At 69.6% G+C, this 20,694-nt stretch carries 16 protein-coding genes; 11 read left to right on the forward strand and 5 right to left on the reverse strand.

Translation table 11 applies throughout. From position 1 onward, the window contains the following. Positions 1-134: 134 nt before the first annotated feature. Both ETD86_RS39645 and ETD86_RS39650 read left to right on the forward strand, forming a co-directional pair. Complete coding sequence (locus tag ETD86_RS39645; RefSeq protein WP_138671775.1) at positions 135-1,097, forward strand: LacI family DNA-binding transcriptional regulator; 963 nt, start codon at positions 135-137, stop codon at positions 1,095-1,097. Then, positions 1,094-2,029 (forward strand): aldose epimerase family protein, encoded by a 936-nt coding sequence (locus tag ETD86_RS39650; RefSeq protein WP_138671776.1) that lies wholly within the window; start codon positions 1,094-1,096, stop codon positions 2,027-2,029. Before ETD86_RS39645 ends, ETD86_RS39650 begins: the two co-directional genes overlap by 4 nt. On the opposite strand, the gene ETD86_RS39655 is transcribed toward ETD86_RS39650, so the two are convergent. Beyond that, on the reverse strand, positions 2,019-4,460 hold the full coding sequence (locus tag ETD86_RS39655) for a SpoIIE family protein phosphatase (protein ID WP_138671777.1): 2,442 nt from the start codon (positions 4,458-4,460) through the stop codon (positions 2,019-2,021). The genes ETD86_RS39650 and ETD86_RS39655 overlap by 11 nt on opposite strands. 103 nt (positions 4,461-4,563) lie before the next feature. On the opposite strand from ETD86_RS39655, the gene ETD86_RS39660 reads away from it, so the two are divergent. Both ETD86_RS39660 and ETD86_RS39665 read left to right on the forward strand, forming a co-directional pair. After that, positions 4,564-8,580: a HAMP domain-containing protein gene (locus ETD86_RS39660; RefSeq protein WP_211370612.1), complete on the forward strand. Its 4,017-nt coding sequence runs from the start codon at positions 4,564-4,566 to the stop codon at positions 8,578-8,580. Further along, a complete protein-coding gene (locus ETD86_RS39665) occupies positions 8,577-9,197 on the forward strand; it encodes a response regulator (protein ID WP_138671778.1) in 621 nt (206 codons plus the stop codon). Before ETD86_RS39660 ends, ETD86_RS39665 begins: the two co-directional genes overlap by 4 nt. On the opposite strand, the gene ETD86_RS39670 is transcribed toward ETD86_RS39665, so the two are convergent. Beyond that, the gene (locus tag ETD86_RS39670; RefSeq protein ID WP_211370613.1) at positions 9,115-9,852 is read right to left on the reverse strand and encodes a tyrosine-protein phosphatase; all 738 of its coding nucleotides are present in this window, start codon (positions 9,850-9,852) and stop codon (positions 9,115-9,117) included. The genes ETD86_RS39665 and ETD86_RS39670 overlap by 83 nt on opposite strands. A gap of 326 nt (positions 9,853-10,178) precedes the next feature. Here ETD86_RS39670 and ETD86_RS39675 point away from each other — a divergent pair, with 326 nt between their 5' ends. From ETD86_RS39675 to ETD86_RS39700, 6 genes are all read left to right on the forward strand, one after another. After that, positions 10,179-12,509, forward strand: coding sequence for a DNA translocase FtsK (locus tag ETD86_RS39675; RefSeq protein ID WP_425465687.1), 2,331 nt, complete (start codon positions 10,179-10,181; stop codon positions 12,507-12,509). 98 nt (positions 12,510-12,607) lie between these two features. Further along, the gene (locus tag ETD86_RS39680; RefSeq protein WP_138671781.1) at positions 12,608-13,378 is read left to right on the forward strand and encodes a helix-turn-helix domain-containing protein; all 771 of its coding nucleotides are present in this window, start codon (positions 12,608-12,610) and stop codon (positions 13,376-13,378) included. 209 nt (positions 13,379-13,587) lie between these two features. After that, positions 13,588-14,997, forward strand: coding sequence for a 30S ribosomal protein S12 methylthiotransferase RimO (gene rimO / locus ETD86_RS39685; RefSeq protein ID WP_138671782.1), 1,410 nt, complete (start codon positions 13,588-13,590; stop codon positions 14,995-14,997). Continuing rightward, positions 14,994-15,566, forward strand: a complete 573-nt coding sequence (gene pgsA, locus ETD86_RS39690; RefSeq protein WP_138671783.1) for a CDP-diacylglycerol--glycerol-3-phosphate 3-phosphatidyltransferase — start codon at positions 14,994-14,996, stop codon at positions 15,564-15,566. Before rimO ends, pgsA begins: the two co-directional genes overlap by 4 nt. Positions 15,567-15,572: 6 nt before the next feature. Beyond that, positions 15,573-16,061 carry a CinA family protein gene (locus tag ETD86_RS39695; RefSeq protein ID WP_138671784.1) on the forward strand — a complete coding sequence of 163 codons (489 nt, stop codon included), beginning with the start codon at positions 15,573-15,575 and terminating at the stop codon, positions 16,059-16,061. Between the two features lie 286 nt (positions 16,062-16,347). Next, on the forward strand, positions 16,348-16,704 hold the full coding sequence (locus tag ETD86_RS39700; RefSeq protein WP_091084154.1) for a helix-turn-helix domain-containing protein: 357 nt from the start codon (positions 16,348-16,350) through the stop codon (positions 16,702-16,704). Here ETD86_RS39700 and ETD86_RS39705 read toward each other — a convergent pair. From ETD86_RS39705 to ETD86_RS39715, 3 genes are all read right to left on the reverse strand, one after another. Then, positions 16,701-17,480 (reverse strand): DNA-formamidopyrimidine glycosylase family protein, encoded by a 780-nt coding sequence (locus ETD86_RS39705; protein WP_138671785.1) that lies wholly within the window; start codon positions 17,478-17,480, stop codon positions 16,701-16,703. The two genes, ETD86_RS39700 and ETD86_RS39705, sit on opposite strands and share 4 nt — an antisense overlap. 357 nt (positions 17,481-17,837) lie before the next feature. Then, the gene (locus tag ETD86_RS39710) at positions 17,838-18,839 is read right to left on the reverse strand and encodes a PP2C family protein-serine/threonine phosphatase (protein WP_138671786.1); all 1,002 of its coding nucleotides are present in this window, start codon (positions 18,837-18,839) and stop codon (positions 17,838-17,840) included. Between the two features lie 153 nt (positions 18,840-18,992). Then, positions 18,993-19,442 (reverse strand): RrF2 family transcriptional regulator, encoded by a 450-nt coding sequence (locus ETD86_RS39715; protein ID WP_138671787.1) that lies wholly within the window; start codon positions 19,440-19,442, stop codon positions 18,993-18,995. Positions 19,443-19,678: 236 nt separating this feature from the next. Here ETD86_RS39715 and ETD86_RS39720 point away from each other — a divergent pair. Beyond that, a partial coding sequence (locus ETD86_RS39720) for an ROK family transcriptional regulator (protein ID WP_138671788.1) occupies positions 19,679-20,694 on the forward strand: 1,016 nt, incomplete at its 3' end.

Below are 20,694 nucleotides of genomic sequence, written 5' to 3' on the forward strand. Positions count from 1 at the left end.
GGGTATGAACGGGGGAGTGCGGCAGGGGCGTGTATCACCCTGCATGCCCTAGCAACCGGTTGCAGGAACCTTGACGACAGGACCGACGAAGGTCAAGGTTTAGTCTGGCAACCGTTTGCATGGGGAGGACGGCGATGACGGCGACGATCAAGGACGTGGCGCGTGCCTGCGGCGTCCACGTGTCCACCGTGTCCCGCACCTTCTCCGCGCCGCACCTGGTCAATCCTGCCACCAGGAGCCGGGTGATGGCCGCCGCGGACGACCTCGGCTACCGCCCCAACCGGGCGGCCAGGGCGCTCACGACAGGACGCACGTTCAACTTGGGCCTGATCGTCGCGGACATCGCCAACCCGTTCTTCCCCCCGCTCATCAAGGCCGCCCAGTCGCAGGCCAGGGGCCGCGACTACCACGTGTTCGTGGCCGACACCGACGAGGACCCGCGGGTGGAGGAGGAGCTGATCAGGACGTTCACCAAACAGGTGGACGGCGTCCTGTTGTGCAGCCCCCGCCTGTCGAACCGGATGATCGAGCGCCTTGCCGAGGACGTGCCGTTCGTGGTGGTCAACCGCCGGATCAAGGGCATGCCCGCGGTGCTCATGAACGTCGCCCAGGGCGCCAAGCACGCCCTCGAGCACCTGACCGGACTCGGCCACCGCAGGATCGCCCTCGTGTCCGGCCCGATCGGCTCATGGACCAGCAACGAGATGCAGGGCGTCGCCGCCGAGGCGCCGGGGCTCGACCTCGTCTTCTTCGGTCCCAACCAGCCCACCGAGGCCGGCGGCCTGGCCGTGGCCGCGGACGTGGCGGCCTGCGGGGCGACCGCCGTGCTCGCGTACAACGATCTCGTGGCGCTTGGCCTGATCGAGGGGCTGACGGCCATGGAGATCGGGGTACCAGACCAGATAAGTGTCATCGGGTTCGACGACATCCTGCCCGGCCGGCTCAACCGGCCCAAGCTGACCACGGTGGCCATGCCCGCCGTGGCGGCCGGCAGGATGGCCGTCGACCTGCTGCTGCAGTCGGGGGGCGAGGGCGCGACAGTGACCCTCGACACCGCCCTCATCGTCCGCGAGTCAACGGGAAGGGCACAAAAATGATCTTCGGAACGCTGCCGTCGGGGGAGCAGGTCGAGCAGGTGGAGCTGTCATCGGGACGGCTGCGTGCCGAGGTGCTCACGCTCGGCGCCATCGTGCGCTCGCTGGAGGTGTCGGGCCGCAACGTCGTGCTCGGGCTTGACTCGGTGGAGGACTACCTGATCCGCAGCCGCTACTTCGGCGCGGTCGTCGGCAGGTACGGCAACCGCATCGCGTACGGCCGCTTCACCCTGGACGGCGTCGACCACCAGCTCCCGATCAACAACGGCGTCAACAGCCTGCACGGTGGCATCGAGGGCTTCGACCGCAAGGTGTGGACCATCCAGGACCGCACCGACGACTCGGTGACCCTCGGGCTGATCAGCCCCGACGGCGAGCAGGGTTACCCGGGCACTTTGACCGCGCAGGTCACGTACGCGCTGGCGGACGACACGCTGCGCATCGACTACACGATGGGGACCGACGCCCCGACCGTGGTCAACCTGACCAACCACTCCTACTTCAACCTGGCCGGCAGCGGCGACGTACGCGACCACGTGCTGCGCATCGAGGCCGAGCACTACCTGCCGGTGGACGAGCACAAGATCCCCACCGGGGAGCTCGCGCCGGTCAAGGGCACGCCGTTCGACTTCACCGAGCCGCACGCCGTCGCCGAGCGCTACGACGGCGCCTACGACCACTGCTTCGTGCTCAACGGCGGCATGCAGGTCACGGCGGCCGGCCTGACCATGGAGGTCACGACCACCGAGCCGGGCGTGCAGTTCTACACGGGCAGCATGCTCGACGGGGTCACGACGCCGTACGGGCCGTTCGCCGGCTTGTGCCTGGAGACGCAGCACTACCCCGACTCGCCCAACCAGCCGCACTTCCCCTCGACCGTGCTGCGGCCGGGCGAGCGCCGCACCTCCACCACGAGCTACAAGTTCACGTCCTGACCTGTCGCAGAGGGGCGGCCTTGATCACCAGCAGGGCCACGTCGTCCTGCGACGGCTCGGCGGCGAACATCTCGACCGCGTGCCGCACCCGTTCGGCCACCGCGTGGGCGCTCAGCCCTCTGCAGCCGGACAGGAGCGCCGCCAGCCCGTCGCCGTCGTCGAGCAGGCGGTCGCCGTCGCGCCGCTCGGTGACGCCGTCGGTGACGCACAGCAGCACCTCGTCGGGCGCCAGCTCGAACGTCTCGACGTAGAACCTGGCGTCCGGCTCGATGCCCAGCAGCAGCTGCGGCGTCGCCACCGCCTCGACCGTGCCGCCCGCCCGCAGCAGCAGCGGCGGCGGATGGCCGGCCGAGGCGACCGTGCACACCGCGCCGCCCTGGGGGAGCGGGGTCAGCTCGCCGCACAGCAGACTGAGGAACCTGCCGTCCTCACCCTCCTCCAGCAGCGCCTGGTTGAGCCGGTCGAGGATGTCGGCCACCGTGTAGTGCTCCTTGGCGAGCAGGCGTACGGCGTGCCTGGCCAGCCCGGTGACCGCCGCAGCCTCGGGCCCGCTGCCGCACACGTCGCCGAGCGCGAAGCACCAGTGGTCGGCCACCGTGAACAGGTCGTAGAAGTCACCGCCGACGTCCGCGCCCTCCTCGGCCGGCTCGTAGACGACCGCCGACTCCAGCCCCGGCATGGGGGCCACGCGCATGGGCAGCAGGCTGCGCTGCAGCACCCGCGACGTGGTGGCCTGCCGGGCGTACAGCATGGCCGTGTGCAGGTTGAGCGCCACCAGCCGGCACAGGTCGGCCAGCAGATCGGCCAGCTCAAGCGGCAGGGTGGGCTCGGCGCGGCCGATCACCAGTGCGCCGTGCGACCTGCCCTGGGTGAGCAGCGGGAACGACAGCACGGTCTCCGGGCCGACCGGCCAGCTCACCTCGTTGAGTGCGGTCCGCGGGATGGCCGGCAACAGCGTGCGCAGGTCTGCGTTGTGGCGTTCCTCGCTGTGCCAGACGTGGGCGAGCCTGGTCATCCCCGCCAGATCGGTCAGGTAGATCGCGGCCCAGGTGGCGATCTTGGGGACGACGAGCTGTGCCGTCAACGCCGCGATCAGCTCCTCGTCGTGCACCCCCGCGAGCAGCTCGCCCGCCTCGGCCAGGAACGACAGCCGCCCGCGGTGCGCCCGGTCCTGCTCGGCCAGCCGTTCCCGCTGCACGGGAACGGCCACCTGGCCGGCGATGTGCTGCAGGCTGACGGTCAGCTCTTGGTCGAAGCGCCCCGGCTGCGCGGCCGTCACCACGATGTAGCCGGTCACCTCCCCGGACACCAGCAGCGGCGCGCACGCCAGCGACCTGGCCCGCAGCTGCTCGGCCAGCTCGACGTCCTCGGCCAGCAGGTCGTCGAGCAGCGTGGGCGTCTTGCGGTCGGCGCCGAACACGCCCGTGGCCAGCACGCCCACCAGACCCGCCGGCGCGCCGGCGCCCGCCGCCACACCGAACGTGTCGCCGCCGTCCGCCGAGAGCAGCACGTACGCGGCGTCGCCGCCGCTGGACACCTGGACGATCTGCGCGATGGTGTCGAGCAGCTCCGTGAACGGCATGTCCTGGTCCAGGAGGTCCTTGATGCGCCGGCCCGCCTCCCTGCGCAGCGGCGCGGGCGGCGGCGTCAGCACGTAGCGGTGGTCGGCGGCCACCACCATCCAGATCGCCGACCGCTGCCCCCGCGCCCGCAGGTGTGAGACGTAGACGGGCACCAGCCTGCCGTCGGTGTGCCGCATGCGGGCCTCGCCGCGCCAGCGGCCCAGGCCGAGCGTGTCGGCGAGGGTCAGCGCGTACGGGCCGTGGCCGCGCCAGGCCACCAGCTTCTCCAGCGGCCCGCCGACGACCTCCTTGGCCGGCCAGCCGAGCAGCTGCTCCGCCTCCGAGTTCCACGACTCGACGACCCCGTCGCGGTCGCAGACGATGACGCCGACGTGCAGCGACCCGACGGGCGGTGCGAGGGGGAGCGCGGCGGGCAGGGCCTCCTGCCGGTCGAAGCCGTCGCCGATCTCCATGCGCACCCAGACCCGTTTGGCGGTCCTCGTGTACGTGACGCCCCAGGCGTCGGCCAGCAGGCCCGCGAGCGCCAGTCCACGCCCCGAGGTGCGCATCGTGTCGGGCGGCGTGGCTTCGGCGTCGCTCTCCTCGATGGTCCTTGTCGGATGGTGGTCGTCGACCTCGATCTCCAGCTTCGCCGGGGTGGCCTCGACGTCCAGCCGGCAGGTCAGCTCGATGCCGGTGCCCGCGTGCACCACGGCGTTCGTGACGAGTTCGCTGGTCAGCAGCACGGCGTCCTCCGCCAGATGGCCCAGCCGCCATTCGCCGAGCACCTGGCGGACGAACTTGCGCGCGTGTGCTGGGGCATGGGGCGTGCCGTCGAAGGCCGTGCTCGACACCCGGGTCGTGTCCACTGTGCGTCCTAGAACATCACTCGATGTGGCAGTTCGGTCACTCTCAGAGTGTCAGACTGATGCCGTCGATACCTCCAGTTCTCCAGTTGTGAAGAAGGCCGCCATGGTCGCGCAGTTGGAACCCCCGTACGTACGTGGATCGCTCCACCCATCGGACTTGAGGCCCCTGATCACGGCGTTGCAAGGGCTGCGTGACGGCAACTTCCGTCATCGCCTCGACGTGCCGGACGATCCGGTCCTGGCCGAGCTGGCCATCGTCTTCAACCAGGTCGTCGAGCGCAATGAGCATCTGACCGCCGAGCTGACCAGGGTGCGCGGCGAGGTGGCCAGGCGCGGGCGGCTCGAGGAGCGGCTCAGCCACAGCCCCGGCACGGGGAGCTGGGCGATCAACGTGACCGCGGTCAACTCCCTGATCGACGCGCTGGTCGTTCCCGCGGCCAAGGCCACGCGCGTGCTCAACGCGGTCGCGGACGGCGACCTGTCGCAGCGGGTGGATCTGCAGGAGGACAACCGGCCGCTGCGTGGCGGTCTGCGGCTGATGGGCAAGGCGGTCAACCGCATGGTCGACCAGCTCGCGTTGTTCTCCAACGAGGTGACCCGGGTGGCGCGCGAGGTCGGCACCGAGGGACGGCTCGGCGGCCGGGCCAAGGTGCAGGGCATGTCGGGCAGCTGGCGCGACGTGACCGAGGCGGTCAACGCCATGGCCGCGCGGCTGACCGCCCAGGTGCGCGACATCGCGGTGGTCACCACGGCCGTGGCCAGGGGCGACCTGACCAGGCAGGTGACCGTCGAGGCCACCGGCGAGCTGCTGGAGCTCAAGCTGACCGTCAACACCATGGTGGACCAGCTGTCGTCATTCGCCAGCGAGGTGACCCGGGTGGCCCGCGAGGTCGGCACCGAGGGGCAGCTCGGTGGGCGGGCCGAGGTGAAGGGGGTGCTCGGCACCTGGAAGGACCTCACCGACAACGTCAACTTCATGGCCTCCAACCTGACCACCCAGGTGCGCTCGATCGCCCAGGTGACGACCGCGGTGGCCAACGGCGACCTGTCGAAGAAGATCACCGTCGATGCCCGGGGCGAGATCCTCCAGCTCAAGGACACGATCAACACGATGGTGGGTCAGCTGTCGGCGTTCGCCGACGAGGTGACGCGGGTGGCGCGTGAGGTGGGTACGGAGGGGCGGCTCGGTGGTCAGGCGCAGGTGCGGGGTGTGTCCGGGGTGTGGAAGGACCTCACGGACAACGTGAACTTCATGGCATCCAACCTGACCGAGCAGGTCCGCGACATCGCCCAGGTCGCCACCGCGGTCGCCCAGGGCGATCTCAGCCGCAAGATCAGCGTGGACGTCAAGGGCGAGATCCTCCAGCTCAAGGACACCGTCAACACGATGGTGGGTCAGCTGTCGGCGTTCGCCGACGAGGTGACGCGGGTGGCGCGTGAGGTGGGTACGGAGGGAGGGCTCGGTGGTCAGGCGCAGGTGCGGGGTGTGTCCGGGGTGTGGAAGGACCTCACGGACAACGTGAACTTCATGGCCTCCAACCTCACCAGCCAAGTCCGAAGCATCGCCATGGTCACCACCGCCATCGCCAACGGCGACCTGTCCAAGAAGATCACTGTGGACGCTCGAGGAGAGATCCTCCAGCTCAAGGACACCATCAACGCCACCGTCGACAAGCTGTCGGCGTTCGCCGACGAGGTGACGCGGGTGGCGCGTGAGGTGGGCACGGAGGGGCGGCTCGGCGGTCAGGCGCAGGTGCGGGGTGTGTCCGGGGTGTGGAAGGACCTCACGGACAACGTGAACTTCATGGCCTCCAACCTCACCAGCCAAGTCCGAAATATCGCCCAGGTCGCCACCGCGGTCGCCAACGGCGACCTGTCGAAGAAGATCGACGTGGACGCCCGCGGCGAGATCCTCGAGCTGAAGACCACGATCAACACCATGGTCGACACGCTGTCGTCGTTCTCCTCCGAGGTGACCCGCGTGGCCCGCGAGGTCGGATCGGAGGGCAGGCTCGGCGGGCAGGCCGAGGTCGAGGGCGTCTACGGCACGTGGGAACGCCTCACCAAGAACGTCAACGAGCTGGCCTCCAACCTGACCACCCAGGTACGCGCCATCGCCGAGGTCGCCAGCGCCGTCGCCCAGGGCGACCTGAGCCGCGCGATCAGCGTCGAGGCCAAGGGCGAGGTCGCCGAGCTGAAGAACAACGTCAACCTCATGGTCGCCAACCTGCGCGAGACCACCCGGGCCAAGGACTGGCTGGAGAGCAACCTCGCCCGCATCGCCGGCCTCATGCAGGGTCACCGGGACCTCGTCGAGGTGGCCGACCTCATCCTGCGCGAGCTGACGCCGCTGGTCAGCGCCCAGTACGGCGCGTTCTTCCTGGCCGACCACGACTCACCCGACGGCTCCCTGGCCTACATCGCCGGCTACGGCGCGGCCCACGACGTGCTGCCCGGCCCGGGCAGCCCCGGGTCGGGGCTGATCAGGCAGGCGGCGCTGGAACGCAAGCGCATCCTGCTGGAGGACGTGCCGCCCGGCTACATCAAGGTGCACTCGGGGCTGGGCGAGGCCGCGCCGGCCAGCGTCGTGGTGCTGCCGATCCTGTTCGAGGACAACGTGCTCGGTGTGATCGAGCTGGCCTCGTTCAGCCGGTTCAGCGACGTGCACCTGGCCTTCTTCGACCAGTTCGTGGTGACCATCGGCGTCGCGATCAACACGATCATCGCCAACTCCCGCACCGAGTCGCTGCTGTCGGAGTCGCAGCGGCTGGCCCAGCAGCTGCAGGGCCGCTCGGACGAGCTGCAACGCCAGCAGGCCGAGTTGCGCAAGACCAACGCGGCGCTGGAGGAGAAGGCCCACCTGCTGGCCACCTCCTCCCGCTACAAGTCGGAGTTCCTGGCCAACATGTCCCATGAGCTGCGCACTCCGCTCAACAGCCTGCTCATCCTGGCCAGGCTGATGGCCGACAATCCGGAGGGCAACCTGTCGGCGCAGGAGGTGGAGTTCGCCACCACGATCCACAACGCCGGCAGCGACCTGCTCCAGCTCATCAACGACATCCTCGACCTGTCCAAGATCGAGGCCGGGCGGATGGACGTGCGCCCGGAGAAGCTGCCGCTGAGCAAGCTGCTCGACTACGTGGACGCCACGTTCCGGCCGCTCACCGTGGACCGCGGTCTGACGTTCGAGATCGAGGTACACCCCGGCACCCCGCGCGAGCTCTACAACGACGAGCGCCGGCTCCAGCAGATCCTGCGCAACCTGCTGTCGAACGCCGTCAAGTTCACCTCGCACGGCGAGGTGCGCCTGCAGGTGTCCGTCGACCCCGAGAGGCGCACGCCGGAGGGCGAGGTGCTGGTGTTCGCCGTCAGCGACACCGGCATCGGCATCGCCGCCGACAAGCTGCCGGCCATCTTTGGCGCGTTCCAGCAGGCCGACGGCACCACGAGCCGCAAGTACGGCGGCACGGGACTGGGCCTGTCGATCAGCAGCGAGATCGCCCACCTGCTCGGCGGCGAGATCCACGCCAGCAGCACCCCCGGCGTGGGCAGCACGTTCACGCTGTACGTGCCCGCAGGCTGCCCGGCGCAGAGTGTCACCGGCGACCCCGAGTGGCAGCCCTCTCCCAAGCCCGTGGAGTCCCGTGCCATGCAGCAGGCCGAGTGGCCGGTCGTGGACAACGACGACCTGTGGCAGTCCGGGGCCAAGCTGAGCCTGCTCAAGGGCGGCCCGTTCGGCGAGGCTTTCGTGGGGCGTCGGGTGCTGATCGTGGACGACGACATCCGCAACGTCTACGCCCTCACTCACGTGCTCGGCCGCCTCGGCATGGAGATCGTCTACGCCGAGAACGGCCGGGAGGGCATCGAGGCGCTGGAACGTGAAGCGGACATCGACCTCGTGCTCATGGACGTGATGATGCCGGAGATGGACGGCTACGAGACGCTCGCCGTCGTACGGGAGATGCCGAGATTCGCCGAGCTGCCGATCATCGCGCTCACCGCGAAGGCGATGCCCGGCGACCGGGAGAAGACGATCTCCTGCGGAGCCTCCGACTACGTGCCCAAACCCGTCGACCTCGACCATCTGCTCGAGGTGATGCGGGGGTGGATCGAGCGATGAACCGCCAGGTCAAGATCCTGCTGGTGGACGACAACGACGAGAGCCTGGTCGCGCTGGAGGCCATCCTGCGGCCGCTCCAGCAGCGGCTGTTCAAGGCCAGGTCGGGTCAGGAGGCCATGAAGCTGATGTTGCGGAACGACTTCGCGGTCGTGTTGCTCGACGTGCTCATGCCCGGCATGGACGGATTCGAGACCGCCACCCACATCAAGCGGCTCGATCAGACCAGGGACGTGCCGATCATCTTCCTGACCGGCACCGAGCCGGGCTCGGGCGCGGCCTTCCGCGGCTACGCGGTCGGCGCGGTGGACTACCTCACCAAGCCCTTCGACCCGTGGGTGCTCAGGAGCAAGGTGGCGGTCTTCATCGAGTTGTTCCGCAAGACCGCGGTGCTGGTCGAGCAGACCACGCTGCTCACGCAGCTCGTCCACGACCATGAGGCGCTGTCGGACTTCGCGCAACGGCTCGGCGCGGTCGAGTCCCGGCTCACGAGCCTGGTCGAGAGCGCCTCCGGCGACGAAGGGCTGCGGGACACGGTCAAGGAGCTGGCCGACCGGGTGGCGGCCATGCAGGCCGCCTTCGACGTGATCTCCTCCGTGGCGGGCCGGGCCAGGGAATGAGGGCCGCTCGCAGGCGGTCGGCGTGGGCGGGGGTCAGGCCGCCGGCGAGCAGGACCCGCTCGGCGCCGCCCTGCCCGCTGAGCGCGGCCAGGAACGTGCGCATCGCGCTCTCCGGCGCCTCCAGCAGCGCGGGGGGCAGACCGGGCGGCAGCGCGATGCCGAGCGTGAGCATCAGGTCCGGCAGTGCCTTGGCGGTGAGCGCGTAGTCGCGCACGATGGCCTCGTGGTCCACGCCGACCAGGTCGAGGATCAGCGCGATCACGATGCCCGTGCGGTCCTTGCCCGCGGCGCAGTGGACGAGCGCGGGGAGCCCGTCGGCGATCTCCGCGACGACCCCGGCGAGCCAGGTCTTCCTGTGCTGGAGCATGCCTATGTAGATGTCACCGAGGTCCAGGTCGGGCGGGAGCGAGGCCAGGTGGGCGGGCGCGGCGACGGAGCCGGCGCCGAGTGGCGCATGTCTGACGGCGCCGCCCAGGACCGGCGCCCAGTCGCCGGGGTCGCGCTCGTCGTCACCGCGCAGGTCGGCGATGAGCCGCAGGCCCGCCACGAGCTCCGCGTCCGCGAGGGTGAGCGTGTGCGGCTGAGCGGAGCGATAGAGCACGCCCGGGCGCAGCGCGGTCTCCACGGCCACGTCCCGGAAATTGAGGAGAGGCATACTCACCATTGAGAAAGACATGGCCTGCGCCCATGCGGCCGTTGCGTGGACAATGGATGAACCTCTCGCCACCTTTGACGAGGGCGATGTGAGGGGAGATCGGCGAGCCTCCGCGCGCGGTGCGGTGTCTCCGACGTACCTTTGGCATCATGGCCACCCGTACGCCGAAAAGCGCATCGAAGGGGCCGGCAAAGCGGTCGACCTCGTCTCGCTCGACCCCCGCGAAGCGGACAGGCACTTCGGCGGGGGGGTCCAGGACGAGGGGCGCCGCCTCTGGCCGCAAGCCTTCGATCGCCCACCAGGATCCGATCAGCTGGGTCTTCACGATGATCGGCAAGCTGATCGTCGGACTGTGGATGCTGTTCGCCAACGGCGTCGGCAGCATGGCCCGCGCGCTCGGCAAGAACGCCCGCGAGCTTGATCCCGCGCACCGGCGGGACGGCATCGGGCTGACGGTGCTCGCGGGCGCGATCGTGCTGGCGGCCATGACCTGGCGCCACTCCGACGGGGCGATCTCCGGAGTGGTGTACGCAGCCGTGCGGGGCGTGTTCGGCTCGCTGGCCTGGGCGCTGCCGCTGCTGCTCGGCCTGCTGGCCTGGCGCTACCTTCGCCACCCCGACCAGAACGCCGACACGGGCCGCATGGTGATCGGCTGGGCCGCGCTGCTGGTCGGCGTGCTCGGCGTGATCCACGTGGCCAACGACACGCCGTACCCGGCCGGTGAGGGCCAGGGCATGGACAAGGTGTCGGCGGCCGGCGGCATGATCGGGTTCATTGTGTCGGCGCCGCCGATGAGCATCCTGCCGCCGTGGATCACGATCCCGTTGTTGCTGCTCCTGTCCGGGTTCGGCGTGCTGGTGATCACCGCCACACCCGTGCACCGGATCCCCGAGCGGCTGGCCGAGCTCAAGCACATGTTGTTCGAGCGGCAGGCGGACCCGCAGCCGCGCGAGCCGGGCAAGAAGCGGACCAGGACCAAGAAGTCGGAGAGCGGTGAGGGCGGCGACACGGTCAAGCCGTACGACACCCCCATCCTGGCGGAGAAGCCTGACAAGCGGGCCGACCACTCTCCGGAGATCGTGCCCGGGCTGACCGACGAGGAGTCGCCCGCCCTCGAGGTGGAGCGCAAGCCCGAGCCGCCGCAGCCGACGCCCGCGCCACGCAAGGTCGAGCAGCTGGTGCTGTCGCCGCAGGCGGGGCCATACAGCCTGCCTGACCTGCAGTTCCTCAAGCAGGGCAGCGCGCCCAAGCCGCAGACCAAGGCCAACACCACCGTGGTGAACGCGCTGACCAGCGTGCTGGAGCAGTTCACGATCGACGCGCAGGTGATCGGGTTCACCCGGGGGCCGACCGTGACCCGGTACGAGATCGAGCTGGGTCCGGCGGTCAAGGTCGAGAAGGTGACGGCGCTCACCAAGAACATCGCCTATGCCGTTAAGTCGGCGGATGTCAGGATTTTGTCGCCTATTCCAGGTAAGTCGGCGATCGGGGTGGAGATCCCGAACGCAGACAAGGACCTGGTGTCACTCGGCGACGTGCTGCGTTCACAGGTGGCGCAGGCCGACCATCACCCCATGATCGTCGGCCTGGGCAAGGACGTCGAGGGCCGCACGATCGTCGCGAACCTTGCGAAGATGCCCCACCTGCTCATCGCGGGTGCCACCGGCGCCGGTAAGTCGGTCTGCGTCAACGGGCTGATCACCAGCATCCTCATGCGGGCCACGCCGGACGAGGTGCGCATGGTGCTGGTGGACCCCAAGCGGGTCGAGCTCAGCGTGTACGAGGGCATTCCCCACCTCATCACGCCGATCATCACCAACCCGAAGAAGGCCGCGGAGGCCCTCGAATGGGTGGTGGGGGAGATGGACCGGCGTTACGACGACCTGGCCGCGTCCGGGTTCCGGCACGTGGACGAGTTCAACAAGGCCGTGCGGGCGGGCAAGCTCGTGCCGCCGCCCGGCAGCGAGCGGGTCTACCAGCCGTACCCGTACCTGCTGGTGATCGTGGACGAGCTGGCCGACCTCATGATGGTGGCGCCGCGCGACGTCGAGGACTCGATCGTGCGGATCACGCAGCTGGCCCGCGCGGCCGGCATCCACCTGGTGATCGCCACGCAGCGGCCGTCCGTCGACGTGGTCACGGGCCTGATCAAGGCGAACGTCCCGTCCAGGCTGGCGTTCGCCGTGTCGAGCCTCACCGACTCGCGGGTCATCCTCGACCAGCCGGGCGCCGACAAGCTGGTCGGCCAGGGCGACGCGTTGTTCCTCCCGATGGGTGCGAGCAAGCCCATCCGCATCCAGAACGCGTTCGTCTCGGAGAAGGAGATCGCCGAGATCGTCGCGTACTGCAAGGGGCAGATGCAGGCCGAATACCGCGAGGACGTGGCCGCGGCGCCCGTCAAGCGGGAGATCGACGAGGACATCGGCGACGACCTCGAGGTGCTGATCCAGGCGGCCGAGCTGATCGTGACCACGCAGTTCGGCTCGACCTCGATGTTGCAGCGTAAACTGCGGGTCGGCTTCGCGAAGGCCGGGCGGCTCATGGACCTGCTGGAGAGCCGCAACGTGGTCGGCCCGAGCGAGGGTTCCAAGGCTCGCGAGGTGCTCGTCAAGCCCGACGATCTGCCGGGTTTGCTGGCTGACCTGCGTGGCGAATGACCCCAATGCGTGCCTGCGGGGCGGTTACTGGTTGAATATGAACCACTACGCAATGTCGTGGTGGGACAGACCAGGCGCCATCGGGGAGGCGTTTCGCCGTGCAGGAGCAGAGCATCGGAGCCATGCTGGCGGCAGCCAGGCAGTCGGCGGGGCTGACGGTCGCGCAGGTGAGCGCGGCCACGCGCATCCGCGAGGCGATCATCCATGCCATGGAGCAGGACGACTACGGTCAATGTGGCGGCCAGTTCTACGCCAGAGGCCACGTCAGAGCGGTGGCCAGGGCCGTGGGGCTGGATCCTGAGGCCACCGTGCATCTCTATGACCAGGAGCACGGCGGGGCACCCCAGCCGGTGAGGGCCGCGGCGGTGTTCCAGGCCGACAAGAAGATCAACGTGCCGGAGCGGCGGGGGCCCAACTGGACGATGGCGCTCGGGGTGGCGCTGGCCATCGTGGTGGTCTTCGGCATGATGCGGGTGCTGGGCGGGTCCGGTGACCACGTGCAGACCGCCGGCGTGCGGCAGGCCTCGGCCCGGCCGAGCGTCCCGCCGAACACGCCCATCACCGAGACGCCCAAGCCTTCGAAGAGCGCGAGCAGCAAGAGCATGGTGACCGTGCAGATCAAGGCGAAGCGGTCGTCGTACGTGAACGTGCACGACGCGGAGGGCCGGCGGTTGTTCTCGGGGACGTTGAAGGCGGGCAAGACCTCCACCTGGCGGACACCGGAGAAGGTCGACCTGGTGCTCAGCGATGCCGGCGCGGTGTCGGTGCTGGTCAACGGCAAGCGGGTGAAGGGGCTCGGGGGCCGCGGGGAGGCGGTGCGGCGCTCGTTCGAGGCGCCGAAGCAGCCGACGCGGCAGCGCGCGAGGTAGCCGTCGCTGCGCTCCCGCCGCTCCTCCAGGCGACGGCACTCCCACCCTGTTTATTGGCCTCACTGCGTGAGGCGGGTTCGGTCGCCGGATGCCGTCGCCTTCCCCCGCTCTGGTCGCTGCGCTCCCGCCGCTCCTCCAGGCGACGGCACTCCCTCACAAGTGGACCCGTGCATCGGTGGTGGCCAACTGCCGATACCGTAGTGTTCACCATGTCATCCCGCCGAACCGCATCGCTGATCACTCTGGGCTGCGCGCGCAACGAGGTCGACTCCGAGGAGCTCGCCGCGCGACTTGAGGCTGCCGGTTGGCAGCTGGGCGATGACGACCCTGATGTCGTCGTCGTCAACACGTGTGGCTTCATCGACTCTGCCAAGAAGGACTCCATCGACACGCTGCTGGCCGCCTCCGACTCCGGTGCGAAGGTGGTCGCTGCGGGCTGCATGGCCGAGCGCTACGGCAACGAGCTGGCCGAGGCGCTGCCGGAGGCCAGTGCGGTCATTTCCTTCGACGACTACGCCGAGATCGGCGACCGCCTCGACGACGTGCTCGATGGCCGGCCGCTCAAGCCCCACACGCCACGTGACCGCCGTACGCTGCTGCCCATCTCGCCGGTGGATCGTGCCAGCGCGTCCAAGACCCACATCCCCGGCCACGGCGACCTACCGGACGGGCTGGCCCCCGCGAGCGGGCCACGCGTGCTGCGCAAGCGGCTGGACGAGAGTCCGGTGGCCTCGCTCAAGCTGGCCTCCGGCTGCGACCGGCGCTGCACGTTCTGCGCCATCCCGGCCTTCCGCGGCTCCTACGTCTCCCGCATGCCGGAAGAGCTGCTGGCGGAGGCCGACTGGCTGGCCCACCGGGGCGTCCGCGAGCTCCTTCTCGTGAGCGAGAACTCCACGTCCTACGGCAAGGACCTGGGCGACCTGCGCGCGCTGGAGAAGCTGCTGCCGCAGCTCGCCGCCGTGGACGGCATCGAGCGGGTGCGGGTCAGCTACCTGCAGCCGGCCGAGCTGCGTCCCGGGCTGATCGACGTCATCACCGGCACTGAGGGCGTTGTCCCCTACTTCGACCTGTCCTTCCAGCACGCCAGCAACAGCGTGCTGCGCAGGATGCGCCGCTTCGGCGACCCCGAGCGGTTCCTGGGACTGCTGGAGACCGTACGGGAGCGCGCTCCTGAGGCGGGCGTGCGCTCCAACTTCATCGTGGGCTTTCCCGGGGAGACCGAGGAGGAGTTCGGCGAGCTGGTGGCCTTCCTGGAGGAGGCCAGGCTCGACGTCATCGGCGTGTTCGGCTACTCCGACGAGGACGGCACCGAGGCGGCGGACCTGCCCGGCAAGCTCGACCAGGACGTCATCGACGAGCGCGTGCGCGTGCTCACCGCACTGGCCGAGGAGCTGACCGCCCAGCGGGCGGAGGAGCGCATCGGCACCGAGGTCGACATTCTGATCGACGACGACCTGGGCGACGGCGGCTACGAGGGCCGGGCCGCCCACCAGGGGCCCGAGGTCGACGGCTCGGTCACGGTGCAGGGCATCGGGCTGGTCAGGGGGCAGATCGTGCGCGCGGTCGTGGTCGACGCCGAGGGGGTCGACCTGATCGCGCGGATCAAGGCCGGTCCATGAAGAAGGACGAGCGCCGGGTGGTGAGCCCGTGGAACATCGCCAACATCCTCACGGTCCTCCGGTTGGCGCTCGTCCCTTTCTTTGTCGTCTGCCTCCTCCTGCCGGGCGCGGGCTGGCGGGTGGCCGCGCTGGCGGTGTTCGCGGTGGCCTCGATCACCGACCACCTCGACGGCGAGCTGGCCCGCAGGTACGGCTTGATCACGGACTTCGGCAAGATCGCCGATCCGATCGCGGACAAGGCACTCATCGGCGCCGCGCTGGTGTGCCTGTCGATCCTGGGCGAGCTGCCGTGGTGGGTCACAGGGCTGATCATCGGCAGGGAGGTGGGCATCACGGCGCTGAGGTTCATGCTGCTGCGGCACGCGGTCATCCCGGCCAGCTACGGCGGCAAGGTCAAGACCGTGCTGCAGATCGCCGCGATCGTCCTCTATCTGCTGCCCTTCGTGCCGCCGGTGGTCCGGTGGGTGGTGATGGGGGCGGCGCTGGTCGTCACGGTGGCCACGGGCGTCGACTATCTGATCAGGGCCGTGAGGTTGCGTAAGGTGGCCAGGCAAGCGCGCGGGGAGTGATCGACGATGGATGTGGCCGAGGTGCTGTCCATGCTGGTGCGGCGGTCTGCCACGGTGGCGGTGGCCGAGTCGGTCACCGGCGGGCTCATCGGGGCCGCGTTCACGTCCGTGTCGGGGTCCTCGAAGGCGTTCCGCGGCGGGGTGATCTCGTACGCGACCGATCTCAAGCGGGAATTGCTCGGGGTGCCCGGGGAGTTGCTCCAGAGGGAGGGGGCCGTGCACCCGGAGGTGGCCGCGGCCATGGCGGCGGGGGTCGCGCGGTTGTGCGGGGCCACGTACGGGCTGGCGGTGACCGGTGTGGCCGGTCCGGAGCCGCAGGACGGCAAGCCTGTCGGGACCGTGCATGTGGCCGTTTCCGGGCCCGGTGGGCAGATTTGGGCGCGCGAATTGAGACTTGATGGGTCGCGCGAACGTATCAGGGTAGAGACGGTGGACGAGGCCGTTGATCTCCTGGCAGGTGTGCTGAAGACGAACATAGGGGAACATTCCAGATGATTACCGTGTTACGTCCCGAGCGAACATGCCTTGCGCGGTCTGACGCCGCGTCGGTGGATACGGGTACGGTGGAGCTGTGAGTGAGGTCCGTGAGCCAACTGCAAGCACCGAGCGCCCGGCAGGCGGGCCTGATGCGTCGCGCAATGAGGCACGAGCGGCGGTTCAGGGGCGGCGACGCCCAGCGATGACGGCGAGGAGTATGTACGAAGCTAAGAAGACCAAAGTGCGGCACGATCCGATCGCGCGAGGCGTGGTGAAAACTTCCGCGCCGGGGAGGGAGCGACAGATGATTCTGCTGCGTCAGCTGCTCGGCGACGTGCTGAGGCGGTTGCGGGTGCGGCAGGGACGAACGCTACGCGAGGTGTCCACGCTTGCCCGTGTCTCGCTCGGCTACTTGTCCGAGGTGGAGCGCGGCCAGAAGGAGGCCTCGTCCGAGCTGCTCGCATCCATTTGCGGCGCGCTCGGAGTGCCGCTTTCGCAGGTGTTGCGTGAAGTGTCCGACCAGTTCGCGCTGGCGGAGCTCCAGGCTGCTCCTGTGCTTGCCGATGTGCCGGAGCACGAGCGCCTGCCCCTTGCCGAGACGGTTCCGGGGTCGATCTCCGACTCCGTGTTCCCCGAAGTCAAAGACATGGTGGCTGCCTAGCTCGGCTGGCAGCCGGCACACCACAGGATCAGCCGCTCCTGTGGCTGCGCCCCCATCTCCCCGCGGCTGATGCGGGTGCCGCATCGGCGACAGGGCCTCCCCGCCCTGCCGTAGACCCAGGTCTGATTCGCCGGGCGGCGATCTCCTGTGGTCACCGTGCCCGCATGCCCCTTGTTGGCGTCCAGCAGCCGCTGCGCCAATGAAACGAGCCCGTTGAGATCCTCGATCTCCCCGACTTTTCGCCACGGCCAGATCCCCCGCAGGAACAAGGTCTCGGCGCGATAGATCGTGCCGATCCCCGCCAGGTTGCGCTGATCGAGCAGCGCTTCCCCGATGGTCCTGCCGGGCACCCCTCGCAGTCTCCGCACGGCCTCGTCCGGGTCCCAGTCCGGCCCCAGCAGATCCGGCCCCAGATGGCCCACCGCGCGATTCTCGTCGCCGGTCCTGACGAGATCCACCATGCCGAGCTTGACGCCCATCGCCGTCCACTGCTGGTTGGCCAGGATCAGCCTGATCTGGTCGCCGGGCGGAGTGCGCGCCGTCGCCGCCATGATCCGCCAGCTGCCGTCCATGCGGAGGTGGGTGTGGACGGTCAGGTCGCCGTCTACGCGGGTGAGGAGATGTTTGCCGCGGGAGAGGGTCGTCAGGACCGTTCGGCCGGTCAGGTCGGCGGAGGCGTGCCGGGGGACGCGGAAATCGGATCTGGTGAGCACACGGCCGTCCAACGCGTCCCGCAGGCGCGCGGCCGTCCGATAGACGGCGTCTCCTTCGGGCATTTTTCCAGTCTACGAATGTGCCGCCCGCGCCTCCCGGCTCGGCCGGCTCAAGCCTCATATCCCTCTTCTGTTTCGGCGTTCGGCCGGCCTCAAGAGCACTCAAGACCCCCTATCTTCTACGGCCTTCTTTACGGCGGGGCCGAGCGGGCCGCCACTCGGCGTACTTCGGCTGAGGGCCCTCCAGGAATACGGCCTCTGAGCCCTTCAGTGGCGGGCCGCCGTTACGCGCGCATGCTTGCCCCACGCCGTGGGAGGCGGGCACCGAATGGGGAAAGCCCCGCTTTGCCGAGATCAACACGGTCTCGCTCGGGTTCGTCCGCAAGTGACCCGCATGATCGCACCCCGGGTGGTGGCCGGTCAGTGGTCGTGGGGAGGTGAGGGCGGGTGTGAGCCTGGTTGGGCGAGGATGAGGGTCATGTCGTCGGAGCAGGCGCGGGTGGCATGGTCGTGCAGCAGGTCCAGCAGGTCGCGCAGGGCCTCCCCCAGCGTGGGGGCGGTCAGGGCGGTGTGCAGGTGCTCGTCGAAAGGCAGGTGGGCGCCGCTTCGGTCGCGGGCCTCGGTGAATCCGTCGGTGAACAACAACAGGCGGTCGGTCGGCAGCAGGCGGACGCGCCATACGTACGGGTCGGGGGACAGGCCCAGCGGGCGGCAGGAGCGGGGCGGCTCGAGCACGCGTAACCGGTTGTCGATCCGGATCGGCGCGGGATGGCCGCAGTTGACGAGCAGGACCCCGCCAGGCACGAAGTCGGCCAGCAGCACGGTCACGAAGTCCTCGGGCCCGAGGTCAGGGCCGAGGCGGGCGTCGAGGTCGCGGGCCAGGCAGGCCAGGTCGGGAGCGGTGGCGGCGATACGGCGGAAGGTGCTCAGCACCGCCGCGCTGAGGTGGGCGGCGTCCAAGCCATGACCCTTGACGTCCCCGATGATCAGGCGCGCGCCCGCGGCCGTGGCGATGGCCTCGTGCAGGTCCCCGCCGATGCGGGCGCCATGGGCCGCTGAGCGGGTGTGGGCGGCCAGGCGGACGCTGCCCAGCTCGGCGGGCAACGCGGGGATCATCGCCCGCTCGGCGATGCGGGTGATGCGGCTCAGGTCGGCGCGTTGCCGTTCATGGCGCTGGGCGACGGCGACGCACAGCAGCCCGCCGACGGCGACGATCAACGTTCGCGCGACATAGTGGAGCGGCTCCGCGCCGTCTCCCAGGACAGGCAGCAGGAGGGCCAGGACGAGCGCTGTGGCCGTGAGCAGGACGGTCTGCAGGACGGTCAGGCAATGTGCGGCGATCACCGGCCCGGCGAGCAGCAACGCCGGCAGCAGAACGGGGATGTAGACGGCGTCGGCCAGCGCGACGAACACCTCGGCCACCAGAAGGATGTGCAGGAGGCGGCGCCGGGCCTTGAAGGGGGTTCGCCACGGAATGGGGACCTCCTTGGACCATTCTGTTGCCGAGTAGCCACCTTCTCACTCTTAGTGACATTGCGGTGGCGATTCCGGCAAACTGGCGCGGCCTGCGCGGCGTCAGTCCCAGGCGGCGGGGTCGGCCGCGAGCTGGCGGATGCGCTCGGGCAGCGACCCCGAGGCGACCTGCTCCAGCGTGACCTCCTCCAGGATGGAGCGCTCGGTCGCCCGCAACGCGATCCACACCTGCTGCAACGACTCGGCGGGGCCCCGGTAGCCGACGTGCTCGGGCCGCTCGCCGCGTACGTTCGCCAACGGGCCGTCCACGGCCCTGATCACGTCGGCGAGCGAGATGTCGGTGGCGGGCCTGGCCAGGACGTAACCGCCCTCGGGTCCCCGCTGTCCGCGTACCAGTCCGGCGCGCCGCATCTGGAGCAGGATGTTTTCCAGGTATTTGGGCGGCATGTCCTGTTCCTTGGCGAGCTCGCCCACGGTGGTCGGGCCCGCACCTGCTGCGGCGAGTTCGGCGGCGGCTCGGAGGGCGTAGTCGACACGAGCGGAGAGGCGCATGTTTTCGATTATCCCTCCTGGTCAACACTGGTTAGGCGCAACCTCGTCAGAACGGGCACCAGATCCGAATCCGACACGGACTTCCGGGCCAGGTCGATCAGCGGGCTACGATGCCGACCGCGGGAGCGCGACGACCGGATGATCATGCGGAAATCTCGTGTTCACCTGCGACGTCACGCGAGGATGGGAGCGCTAAACTTCGAACAACCTTTTCCGATGTGACGGTGGGATTCAGCGTGGAGCGACGCCCTGGTGTGCCCAGACTGCTCAGGGAGATCAACGACCGGGCCGCTCTGGAGCTGTTACTGGCCACCGGTCCCATGACGCGCGGTCAGATCGGCGATCTGACCGGCCTGTCCAAGGTCACGGCGTCGCAGACGCTGGCCAGGCTGGAGGAGCGCGGTCTGGTCGAGGTGGTCGGCACGCAGGCCGGCGGCCGCGGGCCCAACGCGGCCCTTTACTCCGTGATCGCCTCCAGCGCGTACGTCGCCGGGCTGGAGGTCGGGCCCGACCTGATCTCGAGTGCGATCGCCGACATTCACGGCAACACGATCGCCGACGTCGCCGTCGACCCGCACGCCCACGACGACCCGGTCTCGGCCGTGCACGACGCCATCGTGAAGGCGTGCCGCGGAGCCAAGGTCGGGCTCGGCAAACTGCGTGGCGTCGTGATCGGCACGCCGGGCGTGGTCGATCCGCGCAGCGGCGACGTGCGCTTCTCGTTCGACCTGCCCGGCTGGCACGAGGGCATCCACGAGGCCCTGGCCGGCGACCTGCGACGGGAGGTGACGATCGAGAACGACGTCAACCTCGCCGCTCTCGCCGAGCGTGCCGACGGGGCCGCCAAAGGCCTCGACGACTTCGTGCTGCTGTGGTCGAGCCGTGGCCTGGGCATGGCCGTCATGCTCGGGGGCAAGCTGCACCGGGGGCGTTCGGGCAGCGCGGGCGAGATCGGCTACCTGCCGGTGCCCGGCGTGCCGCTGCCCGAGGACATTCGCACCCTGCCGGGGCGGCTGCCGTCACTGGCGGGCGGTCTGCAGTCGCTGGTCAGCGCGGAGGCGGTCAGCGAGCTGGCGCAGGAGTACGGTTTCGCGGCCGGGAGCGCGGGCGAATGCGTCACGGTGGCGGTGGCCGCCGGAACGGAGGGAGAGCCGCTGCTGGATGAGATCGCGCACCGGCTGGCCCTCGGGGTCGCGGCGGTCTGCGTGATCCTCGATCCCGGCCTGGTGGTGCTCGGTGGTGAGGTGGGGCA

This window comes from Nonomuraea turkmeniaca (assembly GCF_005889735.1).
Taxonomy (GTDB): Bacteria; Actinomycetota; Actinomycetes; order Streptosporangiales; family Streptosporangiaceae; genus Nonomuraea; species Nonomuraea turkmeniaca.

Coding starts and splice junctions, on each gene's coding strand:
- rimO (WP_138671782.1), top strand. CDS start 13,588: ATGTCATCCCGCCGAACCGCATCGCTGATCACTCTGGGCTGCGCGCGC.
- ETD86_RS39660 (WP_211370612.1), top strand. CDS start 4,564: ATGGTCGCGCAGTTGGAACCCCCGTACGTACGTGGATCGCTCCACCCA.
- ETD86_RS39715 (WP_138671787.1), bottom strand. CDS start 19,442: ATGCGCCTCTCCGCTCGTGTCGACTACGCCCTCCGAGCCGCCGCCGAA.
- ETD86_RS39695 (WP_138671784.1), top strand. CDS start 15,573: ATGGATGTGGCCGAGGTGCTGTCCATGCTGGTGCGGCGGTCTGCCACG.
- ETD86_RS39650 (WP_138671776.1), top strand. CDS start 1,094: ATGATCTTCGGAACGCTGCCGTCGGGGGAGCAGGTCGAGCAGGTGGAG.
- ETD86_RS39665 (WP_138671778.1), top strand. CDS start 8,577: ATGAACCGCCAGGTCAAGATCCTGCTGGTGGACGACAACGACGAGAGC.
- ETD86_RS39700 (WP_091084154.1), top strand. CDS start 16,348: ATGATTCTGCTGCGTCAGCTGCTCGGCGACGTGCTGAGGCGGTTGCGG.
- ETD86_RS39705 (WP_138671785.1), bottom strand. CDS start 17,480: ATGCCCGAAGGAGACGCCGTCTATCGGACGGCCGCGCGCCTGCGGGAC.
- ETD86_RS39645 (WP_138671775.1), top strand. CDS start 135: ATGACGGCGACGATCAAGGACGTGGCGCGTGCCTGCGGCGTCCACGTG.
- pgsA (WP_138671783.1), top strand. CDS start 14,994: ATGAAGAAGGACGAGCGCCGGGTGGTGAGCCCGTGGAACATCGCCAAC.
- ETD86_RS39675 (WP_425465687.1), top strand. CDS start 10,179: ATGATCGGCAAGCTGATCGTCGGACTGTGGATGCTGTTCGCCAACGGC.
- ETD86_RS39670 (WP_211370613.1), bottom strand. CDS start 9,852: ATGCCTCTCCTCAATTTCCGGGACGTGGCCGTGGAGACCGCGCTGCGC.